The sequence below is a fragment of the Streptomyces sp. NPDC045967 genome, from assembly GCF_056430495.1.
Window position 1 is genome coordinate 778778 of the sequence record NZ_JBWKLE010000001.1, and the last position, 15739, is coordinate 794516.

13 protein-coding genes are annotated in these 15739 nt (G+C 70.9%); 10 read left to right on the forward strand and 3 right to left on the reverse strand.

The features are described from left to right. Window positions 1–6: 6 nt before the first annotated feature. The 10 genes from rapZ (at window position 7) to pgi (ending at window position 12222) form a co-directional block, all read left to right on the forward strand. Window positions 7–954 (forward strand): RNase adapter RapZ, encoded by a 948-nt coding sequence (rapZ, locus tag AC07FY_RS03715; protein WP_478999737.1) that lies wholly within the window; start codon window positions 7–9, stop codon window positions 952–954. After that, window positions 951–2006: a gluconeogenesis factor YvcK family protein gene (locus tag AC07FY_RS03720; RefSeq protein WP_478999739.1), complete on the forward strand. Its 1056-nt coding sequence runs from the start codon at window positions 951–953 to the stop codon at window positions 2004–2006. Before rapZ ends, AC07FY_RS03720 begins: the two co-directional genes overlap by 4 nt. Then, window positions 1997–2992 carry a DNA-binding protein WhiA gene (gene whiA / locus AC07FY_RS03725; protein WP_030009075.1) on the forward strand — a complete coding sequence of 332 codons (996 nt, stop codon included), beginning with the start codon at window positions 1997–1999 and terminating at the stop codon, window positions 2990–2992. Before AC07FY_RS03720 ends, whiA begins: the two co-directional genes overlap by 10 nt. 157 nt (window positions 2993–3149) lie before the next feature. Further along, window positions 3150–6119 (forward strand): M14 family metallopeptidase, encoded by a 2970-nt coding sequence (locus AC07FY_RS03730; RefSeq protein ID WP_478999741.1) that lies wholly within the window; start codon window positions 3150–3152, stop codon window positions 6117–6119. A gap of 230 nt (window positions 6120–6349) precedes the next feature. Then, on the forward strand, window positions 6350–7354 hold the full coding sequence (gene gap / locus AC07FY_RS03735; protein ID WP_478999743.1) for a type I glyceraldehyde-3-phosphate dehydrogenase: 1005 nt from the start codon (window positions 6350–6352) through the stop codon (window positions 7352–7354). A gap of 139 nt (window positions 7355–7493) precedes the next feature. Further along, window positions 7494–8705 (forward strand): phosphoglycerate kinase, encoded by a 1212-nt coding sequence (locus AC07FY_RS03740; RefSeq protein ID WP_478999745.1) that lies wholly within the window; start codon window positions 7494–7496, stop codon window positions 8703–8705. Window positions 8706–8711: 6 nt separating this feature from the next. Continuing rightward, a complete protein-coding gene (tpiA, locus tag AC07FY_RS03745; protein WP_478999747.1) occupies window positions 8712–9500 on the forward strand; it encodes a triose-phosphate isomerase in 789 nt (262 codons plus the stop codon). Window positions 9501–9641: 141 nt separating this feature from the next. After that, window positions 9642–9863 carry a preprotein translocase subunit SecG gene (secG, locus tag AC07FY_RS03750; protein WP_478999912.1) on the forward strand — a complete coding sequence of 74 codons (222 nt, stop codon included), beginning with the start codon at window positions 9642–9644 and terminating at the stop codon, window positions 9861–9863. Between the two features lie 215 nt (window positions 9864–10078). Further along, complete coding sequence (locus AC07FY_RS03755) at window positions 10079–10414, forward strand: RNA polymerase-binding protein RbpA (RefSeq protein ID WP_007263454.1); 336 nt, start codon at window positions 10079–10081, stop codon at window positions 10412–10414. 152 nt (window positions 10415–10566) lie between these two features. Continuing rightward, window positions 10567–12222, forward strand: a complete 1656-nt coding sequence (gene pgi, locus AC07FY_RS03760) for a glucose-6-phosphate isomerase (RefSeq protein ID WP_478999915.1) — start codon at window positions 10567–10569, stop codon at window positions 12220–12222. A gap of 38 nt (window positions 12223–12260) precedes the next feature. On the opposite strand, the gene pgl is transcribed toward pgi, so the two are convergent. The 3 genes from pgl to zwf form a co-directional block, all read right to left on the reverse strand. Beyond that, window positions 12261–13040, reverse strand: coding sequence for a 6-phosphogluconolactonase (pgl, locus tag AC07FY_RS03765; RefSeq protein ID WP_478999749.1), 780 nt, complete (start codon window positions 13038–13040; stop codon window positions 12261–12263). Window positions 13041–13163: 123 nt separating this feature from the next. Then, window positions 13164–14213 (reverse strand): glucose-6-phosphate dehydrogenase assembly protein OpcA, encoded by a 1050-nt coding sequence (gene opcA, locus AC07FY_RS03770; RefSeq protein ID WP_478999751.1) that lies wholly within the window; start codon window positions 14211–14213, stop codon window positions 13164–13166. Continuing rightward, complete coding sequence (zwf, locus tag AC07FY_RS03775; protein WP_478999753.1) at window positions 14210–15736, reverse strand: glucose-6-phosphate dehydrogenase; 1527 nt, start codon at window positions 15734–15736, stop codon at window positions 14210–14212. Before zwf ends, opcA begins: the two co-directional genes overlap by 4 nt. Window positions 15737–15739 lie beyond the last annotated feature (3 nt).

Genomic DNA, 15739 nt, shown 5'->3' on the forward strand with positions numbered 1-15739 from the left:
CGAGCAATGACCGAGCACGAGACCACGCACGATCGAGACGGAGCACAGGTGAGTACGGGCACGACAGTGGAGCCCGGTGAGACCGCCGAGGCGGCCATCCCCGAGCTGGTGATCATCTCCGGGATGTCCGGGGCCGGGCGCAGTACGGCGGCCAAGTGTCTGGAGGACCTCGGCTGGTTCGTCGTCGACAACCTCCCGCCGGCGCTGATCCCCACCATGGTGGAGCTCGGCGCCCGCTCCCAGGGGAACGTGGCGCGCATCGCCGTCGTCGTCGACGTCCGCGGCCGCCAGTTCTTCGACGCCCTGCGCGAGTCCCTCGCCGACCTCGACGGCCGCGGGGTCACCCGCCGCATCGTCTTCCTGGAGTCCTCCGACGACGCGCTGGTCCGCCGCTTCGAATCGGTCCGCCGCCCGCACCCCCTCCAGGGCGACGGGCGCATCACCGACGGCATCGCCGCCGAGCGCGACCTGCTGCGGGAGCTGCGCGGGGACGCCGACCTGGTCATCGACACCTCCAGCCTCAACGTGCACGAACTGCGCGCGAAGCTCGACGCCCAGTTCGCCGGGGACGAGGAGCCCGAGCTGCGGGCCACCGTCATGTCCTTCGGGTACAAGTACGGCCTGCCCGTCGACGCCGACCTCGTCGTCGACTGCCGCTTCATCCCCAACCCGCACTGGGTCCCCGAGCTGCGCCCCTTCACCGGGCTCAACGAGGAGGTGTCGGGGTACGTCTTCGGCCAGCCCGGCGTGAAGGAGTTCCTCGACCGCTACACCGAGCTCCTGCAGCTCATCGCCGCCGGCTACCGCCGCGAGGGCAAGCGGTACGTGACCATCGCGGTCGGCTGCACGGGCGGCAAGCACCGCAGCGTGGCCGTGTCCGAGAAGCTCGCCGCCCGCCTCGCCTCCGAGGGAGTCGAGACCGTCGTCGTCCACCGGGACATGGGGCGCGAGTGACCGCACGGACCCCGCGGCTGAGCCGCCTGCGCCGTCTCACCCCGGGACGGGGCGAGGACGGGGCGGGCCGCTCCGGCCGCCGCCGCGGCGCCACGCCCAAGGTGGTCGCACTCGGCGGCGGCCAGGGCCTGTCGGCCTCCCTCGCCGCCCTGCGCCGCATCACCGGTGACCTCACCGCCGTGGTCACCGTCGCCGACGACGGCGGCTCCAGCGGCCGGCTCCGCGAGGAGCTCGGCGTGCTGCCGCCCGGCGACCTGCGCAAGGCGCTGGCCGCGCTGTGCGGGGACGACGACTGGGGCCAGACCTGGTCCCGGGTCATCCAGCACCGCTTCCAGTCCCAGGGCGATTTGCACGGGCACGCCGTCGGCAACCTGCTGATCGTCGCCCTGTGGGAACAGCTCGGCGACCCGGTCCAGGCCCTGGACCTGGTCGGCCGGCTGCTCGGCGCGCAGGGCCGGGTCCTGCCCATGTCGGCGGTGCCGCTGGAGCTCCAAGCCCTGGTCAAGGGGCACGACCCGGCCCGCCCCGACGACGTGGACACCGTCCGCGGACAGGCCACCGTGGCGCTGACCCCCGGCGAGGTGCACTCCGTGCAGGTCGTCCCGGGCGACCCGCCGGCCGTACCGGAGGCCGTCGCCGCGGTCCTCGACGCCGACTGGGTCGTCCTCGGTCCGGGATCCTGGTTCTCCTCCGTCATTCCCCACCTGCTCGTGCCGCAGCTGCTCGACGCGTTGGTCGAGACGAAGGCCCGCCGGGTGCTCTCGCTGAACCTCGCGCCGCAGCCCGGCGAAACAGAGGGCTTCTCTCCGCAGCGTCATTTGGAGGTTTTGGCCCGACACGCCCCTAAACTCGCCCTGGACGTGGTGCTGGCCGACGAGGCCGCCGTGCCCGACCGCGAGTCCCTCGCCGATGCCGCAAAACGGTTCGGTGCCGCGGTCGAGCTGGCGCCCGTGGCCAGGGAGGACGGGTCTCCGAAGCATGATCCGGAGCTGCTCGCCGCCGCGTACGACCGTATTTTTCGGATGCATGGAAGGATCGGCCCATGGCGATGACGCCCGCGGTGAAGGATGAGATCTCCCGCCTGCCCGTCACCCGGACCTGCTGCAGGAAGGCGGAGGTCTCGGCGATCCTTCGATTCGCGGGCGGCCTCCACCTGGTGAGCGGACGCATCGTCATCGAGGCGGAGCTCGACACCGGGATCGCCGCCAGACGGCTGCGCAAGGACATCCTGGAGATCTTCGGGCACTCCTCGGACCTCGTGGTCATGGCACCCGGCGGGCTGCGCCGCGGCAGCCGCTACGTGGTGCGGGTCGTGGCCGGCGGCGACCAGCTGGCCCGCCAGACCGGCCTCGTGGACGGCCGCGGCCGCCCCATCCGGGGCCTCCCCCCGCAGGTGGTCTCCGGGGCCACGTGCGACGCGGAGGCGGCCTGGCGCGGCGCCTTCCTGGCCCACGGCTCGCTCACCGAGCCCGGCCGGTCCTCCTCCCTGGAGGTCACCTGCCCGGGTCCGGAAGCCGCCCTGGCCCTGGTGGGCGCCGCCCGCAGGCTCTCCATCGCCGCCAAGGCGCGCGAAGTGCGCGGGGTCGACCGGGTCGTGGTCCGCGACGGCGACGCGATCGGCGCCCTGCTGACCCGGCTGGGCGCCCACGAGTCCGTGCTGGCCTGGGAGGAGCGGCGGATGCGGCGCGAGGTCCGCGCCACCGCCAACCGCCTCGCCAACTTCGACGACGCCAACCTGCGCCGCTCGGCGCGGGCGGCCGTGGCCGCCGGGGCCCGCGTGCAGCGCGCGCTGGAGATCCTCGGCGAGGAGGTCCCCGAGCACCTCGCCGCGGCGGGCCGGCTGCGCATGGAGCACAAGCAGGCATCCCTGGAGGAGCTGGGCGCGCTCGCCGATCCGCCGCTCACCAAGGACGCGGTGGCCGGCCGGATCCGCCGCCTGCTGGCGATGGCCGACAAGCGCGCCCAGGACCTCGGCATCCCGGGCACGGAGTCGAACCTCGATCTCAGCGAGGAGATGGCCGACAACATGGCGGGCTGACCAGGTCGCCTGACCTGCCCGTACCCGCGCTGGAGGGGGCCTGCACGATCACTCGTGCGGGCCCCCTCCGCGTCCCACGCCCCATTGACATGGGCATGGACTGGTCGTGAGCCTTTCGTCCGGACACTTTCGTGGCAGACGACGCCCTGGGGGGCACATGAGGCACCGAGCGAGATCGATCCTCGCCGCAGGCACGCTGGTCTTCGCCGCCGCGCTCGCGGCGCTGCCCCCGTCGGCGCAGGCCCAGCCCGGTCCCGGCGCAGGATCCGGCTCCGCGTCCGGTGGCGAAGTGCGCGTCTACGACGCCGACATCACCAAGGAGCAGGTCCCCCTGGTGGTCGCCGCCGGCCAGGACGCGCACGAGCTGGCCGAACGCGCGCCGGAGAGCGGCACGGCCGAGGTCGAGCTCTTCCTCACCGGCGAGCAGGCCGCACGGCTCGCCGCGCAAGGGGTCAGGCTGGCCGAGCGCGAGGTCCGCGCCGAGGGGCTCGCCCGTAACGGGAAGGCCGCGGGGGACGGGGTGTTCCGCCCGTACAGCGGCAAGGGGGGCCTGCGGGAGGAGATCCTGCTGACCGCCCGGCAGCACCCGGGGCTCACCAAGGTCGTCTCCCTCGGCAAGACCGTCCAGGGCAAGGACATCCTCGCCCTGAAGGTCACCAAGAACGCCGGGAAGACCAAGGACGGCGCCAAGCCGTCCGTGCTCTACATGTCCAACCAGCACGCCCGCGAGTGGATCACCCCGGAGATGACCCGGCGGCTGATGCACCACACCCTGGACACCTACGGCAAGGACCAGCGGGTGACCAAGCTGGTGGACTCCACCGAGCTGTGGTTCCTGCCGACGGCCAACCCCGACGGCTACGACTACACGCACGCCCCGGACGGCGAGCGGCTGTGGCGCAAGAACATGCGCGACAACGACGGCGACGGCAAGCACACCGCGCTCGACGGCGTCGACCTCAACCGCAACTTCCCCTACAAGTGGGGCTACGACAACGAAGGCTCCTCGCCGAACCCGTCGAGCGAGACCTACCGCGGCCCCAAGGCCGGCTCCGAGCCCGAGACCGCCGCCCTCGACGCCTTCCAAAAGCGCGTCGGCTTCGAGTACGCCATCAACTACCACTCGGCCGCCGAGCTGCTGCTCTACGGCGTGGGCTGGCAGGTGGCCACCCCCTCCCCGGACGACGTCGCCTACAAGGCGCTCGCGGGCACCCCGGAGAACCCCGCCGTCCCCGGCTACCACCCGCAGGTGTCCTCGGAGCTGTACACCACCAACGGCGAGGCCGACGGGCACGCCGCCAACGTCAACGGCGTCATGATGTTCACGCCGGAGATGACCACCTGCCAGACGGCGTCCGACAGCGATCCGAACGACCGGTGGAAGGCGGAGGACTGCCCCTCCGGCTTCAACTTCCCGGACGACGAGAAGCTCATCCAGGCGGAGTTCGCCAAGAACGTCCCCTTCGCGCTGTCGGTCGGCGAGAGCGCCGCGCACCCGGACCGTCCGGCCTCCGGCGTCGGCATGAGCGCCGCCGACTTCACCCCCGACCCCTTCACCACCTCCTACGCGGCCCGCGGCCAGGACCAGGCGGTCTCCGTCACGGCCCGCAAGGCGCTGAAGGACAAGGAGCTCAACTTCCGGATCAACGGCGGCCGGACCCACGACGAGGACCTCAAGGCATGGAAGGGCGGCGACGTCTACGGCGGCGAGGACAACAACTGGTTCGACGAGTACCGGGCGGAGGTGGAGGGCGCGAAGCCCGGTGACCGGGTCGAGGTCTGGTTCACCGGCCGCGACGGCTCCAGGAAGGTCTCCAGCGAGCACTTCACCTACACGGTGGCCGACCGGCCGCGCGCGGACGTGCTGGTGATCGCGGAGGAGGGCGACAAGGCCCGGCACGCCCGGACCTACGTCGACGCCCTGCGTGCCAACGGCAGGTCCGCCGCCGTGTGGGACGTCGCGGTCCAGGGCGCACCGCACCACCTCGGGGTGCTCTCCCACTTCGGTACAGCCGTCCACTACACCGGGTCCAAGACCCCGGGCGGCGACACCCAGCTCGCGGTCCGCGGCTTCCTGAACGAGGGCGGCAAGCTGATCGAGGCCGGTGAGCTGACCGGTGGCAACGCCCAGGTCGGCCCGGCCGTGACCGACGACTTCAGCCAGTACTGGCTCGGCGCCTACGGGCGTACCAGCGTCAGCGGCGCCACCGGCTTCACCGGCGCCGGCCCCCTGACCGGGGCCAAGGGCGCCCTCGGCGACGCCGCGGGCAACCCGCTCAACGCCCCCGGGTCCTACACGGTGACCTCCGAGACCCTGGCCCCCGCGCAGTTCCCGCAGTTCAAGAGTGCGCAGGCCGGCCAGTTCGGAGGGGTCGTGAGCCCCTACGCCCCGTACGCCGGCAGCCAGATGGCCTCCGCCCTGCACGCGGACGACGACTGGAAGCGGCTGACCCGGACGATCGACCTCACGCAGGTCACCGCCGCGGACAAGCCGCAGCTGAAGCTCGCGCTCAGCTGGAACGTCGAGGAGGGCTACGACCACGCCGCGCTGGAGGCCCGTACCGCCGGCGGGGACGACTGGACCACCCTCCCGGACACGGGCGGCCTGACCAGCACCACCGTTCCCGAGGAGTGCGGAGCCGGGTTCTTCGTGAACGGCCACCCGTTCCTGCGCCGCTACCTCACCCTCGAGGGCGGCGGCTGCACCGCGCACGGCACCAGCGGGGCGTGGAACAGCTTCACGGCGTCCTCGGACGGCTGGAAGCAGGTCTCCTTCGACCTCAGCGCCTACGCGGGCAGGACCGTCGAGGTCTCGCTCTCCTACATCACCGACGGCGGCTCGGGCGGCCGCGGCGTCTTCGCGGACGAGGCGCGCCTGAACACCGGCGGCGTCGACCGGGCCGTGGAGGGGTTCGAGACCTCGCTCGGCGACTGGAGCGCCCAGGGCGCGCCTGCCGGAAGCCCCGAGGTTCCGGGCGATTGGTCCCGGTCCGGCGAGCTGTTCAGGTCCTATGCGGCGGTGACTACGCGTGACACCGTTCTGCTGGGCTTCGGTCTGGAGCACCTGCCGGCGGCGGCGGATCGCGCCGTACTCGTCGGTAGGGCGCTGCGGACGCTGAACCGCTGATCAGCGGCCCTCCAGGGGCTCACGCTGAGTAACGGGGGAGAAGTCCCCGAGGTCCCGTCCCGAACCGTCGGTACGGGGCCTCGGTGCGGGTCCCCCCACGAAGTGGGGGAGTGTCAGGCCCTGGCCGATGTCACTCAAAAGCTCACGGAGAGGTAGGGTCGTAAGCGGTCGGGGACATCCCATACAGCTCGCCGGCGCACTTACCGGCGCACCAACGAGGAGATCGGTTCGTGACGATCCGCGTAGGCATCAATGGTTTTGGTCGAATTGGCCGCAACTACTTCCGGGCGCTCCTTGAGCAGGGAGCGGACATCGAGATCGTCGGTGTCAACGACCTGACTGACAACGCCACCCTGGTGCACCTGCTCAAGTACGACACCATCCTGGGTCGCCTCAAGGCCGAGGTCTCCCACACCGACGACACGATCACCGTCGACGGCAACACCTTCAAGACCTTCGCCGAGCGCGACCCCGCGAACCTCCCCTGGGGTGAGCTGCGCGCCGACATCGTCATCGAGTCGACCGGCATCTTCACGAAGAAGGCCGACGCCGCCAAGCACATCGCGGCCGGCGCGAAGAAGGTCCTCATCTCGGCCCCGGCCAAGGACGAGGACATCACGATCGTGATGGGCGTCAACCAGGACAAGTACGACGCGGCCAACCACCACGTCATCTCCAACGCCTCCTGCACCACCAACTGCGTGGCGCCGATGGCCAAGGTCCTCCTGGAGAACTTCGGCATCGTCAAGGGCATGATGACGACGGTCCACGCCTACACGAACGACCAGCGCATCCTGGACTTCCCGCACTCGGACCTGCGCCGCGCCCGCGCCGCCGCCGAGAACATCATCCCGACCACCACCGGTGCCGCCAAGGCCACCGCGCTGGTGATCCCGGAGCTGGCGGGCAAGCTCGACGGCATCGCGATGCGCGTCCCGGTCCCCACCGGTTCGGTGACCGACCTGGTCATCGAGCTGGAGCGCGAGGTGACCAAGGACGAGGTCAACTCCGCCTTCCAGAAGGCCGCCGAGGGCCAGCTGAAGGGCATCCTCGACTACACCGAGGACGCGATCGTCTCTTCCGACATCGTCAACTGGCCGGCGTCCTGCACCTTCGACTCCTCCCTGACCATGGTCCAGGGCAAGAGCGTCAAGATCGTCGGCTGGTACGACAACGAGTGGGGCTACTCCAACCGTCTCGTGGACCTCACGGTCTTCGTCGGTGGCCAGCTCTAAGGTCACCTGGTTCTAAGGTAGGCACCACGATGTGAGCACAGGGTCCGGGCTGCGCGACGAAGCGCCGCACGGGCCCTGTCGCTTGTCTCGTTCTCCCTTCCTCGCCCTTCGCGAGAAGGGCCCAAAGGAGTAGGAACACATGAAGACGATCGACGAACTGCTCGCCGAGGGCGTCAAGGGCAAGCGGGTATTCGTCCGCGCCGACCTCAACGTCCCGCTGGCCGAGGGCAGCATCACCGACGACGGCCGCATCCGCGCCGTCCAGCCCACGATCGCGAAGCTCGCCGCCTCCGGCGCCCGCGTCATCGTGGCCTCGCACCTGGGCCGCCCCAAGGGCGCTCCCGACCCGGCCTTCTCGCTCGCCCCGGCCGCGAAGCGGCTCGGCGAACTGCTCGGTGAGGACGTCGCGTTCGCCACCGACACCGTCGGCGCCTCCGCCAAGGAGACCGTCGCGGCCCTCGCCGACGGCCAGGTCGCCGTCATCGAGAACCTGCGCTTCAACGCCGGTGAGACCGCGAAGGACGACGCCGAGCGCGGCGCCTTCGCCGACCAGCTCGCGGAGCTCGCCGACCTCTACGTCGGCGACGGCTTCGGCGCCGTCCACCGCAAGCACGCCTCGGTCTTCGACCTCCCCGCGCGCCTCCCGCACGCGGCCGGCTACCTCATCGCCACCGAGGTCGGTGTCCTGAAGAAGCTGACCGACGAGGTCGAGCGCCCCTACGTCGTCGTCCTCGGCGGCGCGAAGGTCTCCGACAAGCTCGACGTCATCGACCAGCTGCTCGGCAAGGCCGACCGCATCCTCATCGGCGGCGGCATGGCCTACACCTTCCTCAGGGCCCTCGGCCACGAGGTCGGCATCTCCCTCCTCCAGGAGGACCAGATCCCGAAGGTGACCGAGTACATGCAGCGCGCGAAGGACACCGGTGTCGAGCTGGTCCTCCCCGTCGACGTGCTGGTCTCCACGGACTTCCCCGACCTCAAGGGCAAGACCCCGGCCGACTTCGACACCGTCGACGCGGACAAGATCCCGGCCGACAAGGAGGGCCTGGACATCGGCCCCCGGACGCGCGAGCTCTACGCGTCCAAGATCGCCGATGCCGAGACCGTCTTCTGGAACGGCCCCGTCGGCGTCTTCGAGCACCCCGACTACGCGGGCGGTACCACCGCCATCGCGCAGGCCCTCGTCGACAGCAGCGCCTTCACCGTGGTCGGCGGTGGCGACAGCGCCGCCGCGGTCCGCATCCTGGGCTTCGACGAGAACGCCTTCGGCCACATTTCCACCGGTGGCGGCGCCTCCCTCGAATACCTCGAGGGCAAGACGCTCCCCGGCCTCGCCGCCCTGGAGGGCTGACCCGTCATGACCGCAAGCGAAACCGGCCGCACCCCGCTGATGGCGGGCAACTGGAAGATGAACCTCAACCACCTCGAGGCCATCGCCCACGTCCAGAAGCTCGCCTTCGCCCTCACCGACAAGGACTACGACGCCGTCGAGGTCGCGGTCCTGCCGCCCTTCGTCGACCTCCGCTCGGTCCAGACCCTGGTCGACGGCGACAAGCTGAAGATCAAGTACGGCGCCCAGGACATCTCCGCGCAGGACTCCGGCGCCTACACCGGCGAGATCTCCGGCTCGATGCTGGCGAAGCTGAAGTGCGCGTACGTGGCCGTCGGCCACAGCGAGCGCCGCCAGTACCACGGCGAGAGCGACGAGCTCTGCAACGCCAAGGTCAAGGCCGCCTACCGGCACGGGATCACTCCGATCCTCTGCGTCGGCGAGGGCCTGGAGATCCGCAAGGCCGGCCAGCAGGTGCCGTACACGCTGGCCCAGGTCGACGGCGGCCTCAAGGACATCCCGGCCGAGCAGGTCGAGTCCATCGTGATCGCGTACGAGCCCGTCTGGGCCATCGGCACCGGCGAGGTCGCCACCCCCGAGGACGCCCAGGAGGTCTGCGGGGCCATCCGCGGCCGCCTCGCGGAGCTGTACTCCCAGGAGCTGGCCGACAAGGTCCGCATCCAGTACGGCGGCTCGGTGAAGTCCGGGAACATCGCCGCGATCATGGCCCAGCCCGACGTCGACGGCGCGCTCATCGGCGGCGCGGCGCTGGACGCGGACGAGTTCGTCAAGATCGTCCGCTTCCGCGACCAGTAGGCCGGCGGTGAGTATGCGGTAGGGCGGATCCGTCGTACCCTTGCGGGGGCCAGCGGGCTGGACACAGCCACTGGCCCCCGCGCGCACATCCCGCACAGCCGGAAAGCCAGAAAAGCCAGAAAGTAGGAACCAGCCGTGATTATGGGGTTCTCGATCGCCCTGATCGTCTTCAGCGGCCTGCTGATGCTGCTCGTGCTGATGCACAAGGGCAAGGGCGGCGGCCTTTCCGACATGTTCGGCGGCGGCATGCAGTCGTCGGTCGGCGGCTCCTCCGTGGCGGAGCGGAACCTGGACCGCATCACCGTCGTGGTCGGCCTGTTCTGGTTCGCCTGCATCGTCGCGCTCGGTCTGCTGATGAAGTGAGCGGCTGACCGTTCTGGCCAACCGGCAGTCCGCTGCCCGGAGCCCGGCCTAGAATGAGGCCCTGCACCCTGGTTGCGGAAGGAGTTATTCTGCTCCCCGCACCTGAAGGGCACGTCCCGGCGCACGGCGCACGTGAGTTGGGGCCGCGTACCCGGGGTGCGTTGAGCAGACATACCTCATGCTTGGCGGCACCATCACGCAGGGGAGTTACGACCGTGGCAAGTGGCAACGCGATCCGTGGTAGCCGGGTCGGAGCGGGGCCGATGGGCGAGGCCGAGCGCGGCGAGTCCGCGCCCCGCCTGCGCATCTCCTTCTGGTGCTCGAACGGGCACGAGACGCAGCCGAGCTTCGCCAGCGACGCGCAGGTGCCGGACACCTGGGACTGCCCGCGCTGCGGGTTCCCGGCCGGCCAGGACCGGGACAACCCGCCCGCGCCGCCGCGCACCGAGCCCTACAAGACGCACCTGGCGTACGTACGGGAACGGCGCACGGACGCCGACGGCGAGGCGATCCTCGCCGAGGCCCTCGCCAAGCTGCGCGGCGAGATCTGAGCGCCCGAACGGACATGTGACACGAGGCCCGGCCCCGTTGGAGAGATCTCCGGCGGGGCCGGGCCTCTTTGTGTGTGTTGGTCCGCTTCACATCCCTTAAGTTGGTGATCGGCGGGGCACGACAGGACGGAAGAAGTGGGTTGATGTCCGAGATGAACGCAGACAGCCGTGGGAAGCTCAACCGGATGCCGGAGTGGTTCGCACTCGGCAAGCACCGGGAGGAGTTCGGGCAGACGCATCTGCGGGAGCTGTTCGAGCAGAATCCGGGGCGGGGCACCGGTTACACGCTGCGGGTCGGGGACCTGCACATCGACTACTCGAAGCACCTCGTGACCGACGAGACGCTGACCCTGCTGCGCGAACTGGCCGCGGCGACGGGCGTGGCCGAGCTGCGCGAGGCGATGTTCCGCGGCGAGAAGATCAACACGACCGAGGACCGGGCGGTCCTGCACACCGCCCTGCGCGCCCCGGCGGACGCCGTCGTCGAGGTCGACGGCGAGAACGTCGTCCCGGCGGTGCACGCCGTCCTCGACAAGATGGCGGCCTTCTCCGACCGGGTCAGGACGGGGGAGTGGACCGGCTTCACCGGACGGCGCATCAGGAACGTCGTCAACATCGGCATCGGCGGCTCCGACCTCGGTCCCGCGATGGCGTACGACGCCCTGCGGGCCTTCACCGACCGCGATCTGACGGTGCGTTTCGTGTCCAACGTGGACGGCGCGGACCTGCACGAGGCGGTGCGCGACCTGGACCCGGCGGAGACCCTGTTCATCATCGCCTCCAAGACCTTCACCACCATCGAGACCATCACCAACGCCACGTCGGCCCGGCAGTGGCTGCTGGCCGGCCTGGGGGGTGACCAGGCGGCCGTCGCACGGCACTTCGTGGCGCTGTCGACCAACGGTGAGAAGGTCACGGACTTCGGCATCGATCCGGCCAACATGTTCGAGTTCTGGGACTGGGTCGGCGGCCGCTACTCCTTCGACTCGGCCATCGGGCTCTCGCTGATGATCGCGATCGGCCCGGACGCCTTCCGCGAGATGCTCGGCGGCTTCCACACCATGGACCGGCACTTCCGCACGGCGCCCCCGGAGGAGAACGCCCCGCTGCTGCTGGGACTGTTGGGGATCTGGTACGGGGCGTTCTTCGACGCCCAGGCGCACGCGGTGCTCCCGTACAGCCACTACCTCTCCCGGTTCACCGCCTACTTGCAGCAGCTGGACATGGAGTCCAACGGCAAATCGGTGGACCGCGAGGGCGATCCGGTGGAGTGGCAGACCGGACCCGTGGTGTGGGGCACGCCCGGCACCAACGGGCAGCACGCCTACTACCAGCTGATCCACCAGGGCACCAAGCTGATCCCCGCGGACTTCATCGGCTTCGCCCGGCCGGTGGCGGAGCTGGAGCCGGCCCTCGCCGCCCAGCACGACCTGCTGATGGCGAACTTCTTCGCGCAGACCCAGGCGCTCGCCTTCGGCAAGACCGCGCAGGAGGTCCGGGCGGAGGGCGCCCCCGAATCCCTGGTCCCGCACAAGACGTTCCACGGCAACCACCCGACGACCACCATCCTGGCCGCCGACCTCACCCCGGCGGTGCTGGGACAGCTGATCGCCCTGTACGAGCACAAGGTGTTCGTCCAGGGCGCGGTGTGGAACATCGACTCCTTCGACCAGTGGGGCGTGGAGCTCGGCAAGGTCCTCGCCAAGCGCGTCGAACCCGCCCTGACCCGGGGCGCGGACGTGCCCGGCCTGGACGCCTCCACCAAGGCCCTGGTGGCCGTCTACCGCGAGCTGCGCGGGCGCGGCTGACAGTAGGAGGCAACCGACGGGGTGTGCCCGCCGCCCGCTCAGGAGGGGGGCGGGTACATCCCGGGCGGCAGGTGCGCGGCGGCCGCGCGGTCCAGGAGCCACAGGGTGCGGGAGCGGCCGTGGGCCGCCGCCGCCGGGGCCTGGACCTCGCCGGCGCCGCCCAGTGCGATGGCCACCGCACCGGCCTTGTCCTCGCCGGCGGCGAGCAGCCAGACCTCGCGGGCCGCGCGGATGGCCGGCAGGGTGAGAGAGATCCGGGTGGGCGGCGGCTTCGGGGCGCCGTGGACGCCGACCACCGTGCGCTCGGTCTCGCGGGCCGCCGGGTGCTCCGGGAACAGCGAGGCCACGTGGGTGTCCGGGCCCACGCCCAGCATCAGTACGTCGAAGGTGGGGACCGGGCCGTGGTCCTCCGGACCCGCCGCCCCGGCCAGCTCGGCGGCGTACGACGCGGCCGCCGCGTCCACGTCGGGGCCGTACGGGCCGTCCGAGGCGGGCATGGCGTGCACCCGGGCGGGGTCCACGGGGACGGAGTCCAGCAGGGCCTCGCGGGCCTGGGTGTGGTTGCGCTCGGGGTCGTCGGCGGGGACGTAGCGCTCGTCGCCCCACCACAGGTCCAGCCGGGACCAGTCGACCGCGTCCCTGGCCGGGGCGGCGGCCAGCGCCGCGAGGAGGCCGTTGCCGTTGCGGCCGCCGGTGAGGACCACGGAGGCCGTGCCGCGGGCCGTCTGAGCGTCCACGATCTTCGTGATGAGCCGGGCCGCCGTGGCCTGGGCCATCAGCTCCTTGTCCCGGTGGACGACGACCTGGGGAGTCGTCATACCCATGTGCTGCCGCCTTGTCGTTCGTCGCGGTGGGGTGCGGACTGCTGCGCGGAGTCGCTGCCCCGCGCCTCGAACGCCGGACGGGCTGGAGGACGTCCAGCCCGTCCGGCGCTCGGGGTGCTACTTGGCCGCGGCCTTCTTCGCCGGCTTGGCCGCCGGCTTCGAGGCGGCCCCGGCGGGGGCCCCGGCCTTCGCCGGAGCCTCGGCAGCGGCCTCCGGCAGGGCCGGGGCCTCGGCCGGAGGGGACGCGTCCAGCTTCGCCACGCCGAACTTCAGCGAAGCCTCGTAGGTGTTGTCCGGGTCCAGCCGGCGCAGCTCCTCCGCGAGCAGCTCGGCCGTGTCGCGGCGCTTGAGCGCCACCGCACGGTCGGGCTGCCCCGGCATGCACAGCGTCGCCAGCGATCCGTCCGCCCGGTCCAGGACGATCGCGCCGTCCTTGGTCTCCAGCCGTACGGCCGTCAGGCCCGGCCCCGCCGACGGCGTGCGCCGGACGGGGACGTGGAGCCGGTCCGCCAGCCACATGGCCAGCAGTTCGCAGCTCGGGTTCTCCGACTCGCCCTCGACGGTCGCGGAGGCGACCGACAGGTTCTGCTGGTCCAGCGCGGCCGCCAGCATCGAGCGCCACGGGGTGACCCGGGTCCACGAGAGGTCCGTGTCCCCGGGTGCGTAGGCCGCGGCCCGGGCGCCGAGCGCCCCGATCGGGTCCTCGCAGGAGTACGTGTCCGTGATCCGGCGCTGCCCCAGCGCACCCAGCGGGTCGCCCGCCAGGTCGGCGGGAGCGCCGTCCGGCCACCAGACGACCACGGGGGCGTCGGGCAGCAGCAGGGGCAGGACCACCGACTGGGCGTGGTCGACCAGTTCGCCGTGCAGGCGGAGCACGACCGTCTCACCGGTGCCGGAGTCCGCCCCCACGCGGATCTCCGCGTCGAGACGGGCGCTCTGGCGGCTGCGCGGCGAGCGGCTGACCCGCTTGATGACGACGACGATCCGCGAGGGGTGCTCGTGGGACGCGTCGTTGGCCGACTTGAGCGCGTCGTACGCGTTCTCCTCGTCGGTCACGATCACCAGCGTGAGGACCATGCCGATGGCCGGCGTGCCGATGTCCCGGCGGGCTTTGACCAGCGCGGCGTTGATCTTGCTGGAGTTGGTCTCCGTGAGGTCGATCTTCATGGCCGGCGCCAGCTCCGTCCGTCTCGTGCGAGCATCTCGTCCGCCTCGACCGGCCCCCAGGTGCCCGCCGGGTACTGCGCGGGCTTGCCGTGCTTGTCCCAGTACTCCTCGATCGGGTCGAGGATGTTCCAGGACAGTTCGACCTCCTGGTGACGCGGGAAGAGGTTCGCGTCGCCGAGCAGGACGTCCAGGATGAGCCGCTCGTACGCCTCGGGGCTCGACTCCGTGAAGGACTCGCCGTACGCGAAGTCCATCGTGACGTCCCGGACCTCCATGGAGGTGCCCGGAACCTTCGAGCCGAAGCGGACCGTGACGCCCTCGTCCGGCTGGACCCGGATGACCAGGGCGTTCTGCCCCAGCTCCTCGGTCGCGCCGGATTCGAACGGCAGGTAGGGGGCCCGCTTGAAGACGACCGCGATCTCGGTCACCCGGCGGCCCAGGCGCTTGCCCGTCCGCAGGTAGAAGGGGACTCCCGCCCAGCGGCGGTTGTTGATCTCCAGGCGGATGGCCGCGTAGGTGTCGGTCTTGGACTTGGGGTCGATGCCGTCCTCTTCGAGGTACCCGACGACCTTCTCGCCGCCCTGCCACGCCGCCGAGTACTGGCCGCGCACGGTGTGCTTGCCCAGGTCCTCGGGGAGCTCCACGGCCGTGAGGACCTTGAGCTTCTCCGCCACCAGCGCCTTGGGGTGGAAGGTGCCGGGCTCCTCCATCGCGGTCAGCGCGAGCAGCTGGAGCAGGTGGTTCTGGATGACGTCCCGGGCCGCGCCGATGCCGTCGTAGTAGCCGGCCCGGCCGCCGATGCCGATGTCCTCGGCCATGGTGATCTGCACGTGGTCGACGTACGACCGGTTCCAGATCGGCTCGAACATCGTGTTGGCGAAGCGGAGCGCCAGGATGTTCTGGACGGTCTCCTTGCCGAGGTAGTGGTCGATCCGGAAGACCTCGTCCCGGGGGAAGACCTCGTGGACGACCTTGTTGAGTTCCTCGGCGCTCTTCAGGTCGTGGCCGAAGGGCTTCTCGATGACGGCACGCCGCCAGGAGCCCTCCTTCTGCGCCAGACCGTGGTCCTTGAGCTGCTGGACCACCTTGGGGAAGAACTTGGGCGGGACGGACAGGTAGAAGGCGAAGTTGCCGCCGGTGCCCTGGGCCTTGTCCAGCTCGTCGATCGTCGCCTTCAGCGTCTCGAAGGCGGTGTCGTCGTCGAAGTCGCCCTGGACGAAGCGGCAGCCCTGCACCAGCTGCTGCCAGACCTCCTCCCGGAAGGGGGTGCGCGAGTGCTCCTTGACGGCCTCGTACACCTCCTGGGCGAAGTCCTCGTGCTCCCACTCCCTGCGGGCGAACCCGATGAGGGAGAAGCCCGGCGGCAGCAGGCCGCGATTGGCCAGGTCGTAGACGGCCGGCATCAGCTTCTTGCGCGACAGGTCACCCGTAACGCCGAAAATGACCAGGCCGGACGGCCCCGCGATGCGCGGGAGCCGCCGGTCCTGTGCGTCACGAAGCGGGTTCGCTCCGTTCACAGTCAACTT

Coding starts and splice junctions, on each gene's coding strand:
- AC07FY_RS03730 (WP_478999741.1), top strand. CDS start 3,150: ATGAGGCACCGAGCGAGATCGATCCTCGCCGCAGGCACGCTGGTCTTC.
- whiA (WP_030009075.1), top strand. CDS start 1,997: ATGGCGATGACGCCCGCGGTGAAGGATGAGATCTCCCGCCTGCCCGTC.
- opcA (WP_478999751.1), bottom strand. CDS start 14,213: ATGAAGATCGACCTCACGGAGACCAACTCCAGCAAGATCAACGCCGCG.
- pgi (WP_478999915.1), top strand. CDS start 10,567: ATGAACGCAGACAGCCGTGGGAAGCTCAACCGGATGCCGGAGTGGTTC.
- tpiA (WP_478999747.1), top strand. CDS start 8,712: ATGACCGCAAGCGAAACCGGCCGCACCCCGCTGATGGCGGGCAACTGG.
- rapZ (WP_478999737.1), top strand. CDS start 7: ATGACCGAGCACGAGACCACGCACGATCGAGACGGAGCACAGGTGAGT.
- secG (WP_478999912.1), top strand. CDS start 9,642: ATGGGGTTCTCGATCGCCCTGATCGTCTTCAGCGGCCTGCTGATGCTG.
- AC07FY_RS03740 (WP_478999745.1), top strand. CDS start 7,494: ATGAAGACGATCGACGAACTGCTCGCCGAGGGCGTCAAGGGCAAGCGG.
- pgl (WP_478999749.1), bottom strand. CDS start 13,040: ATGACGACTCCCCAGGTCGTCGTCCACCGGGACAAGGAGCTGATGGCC.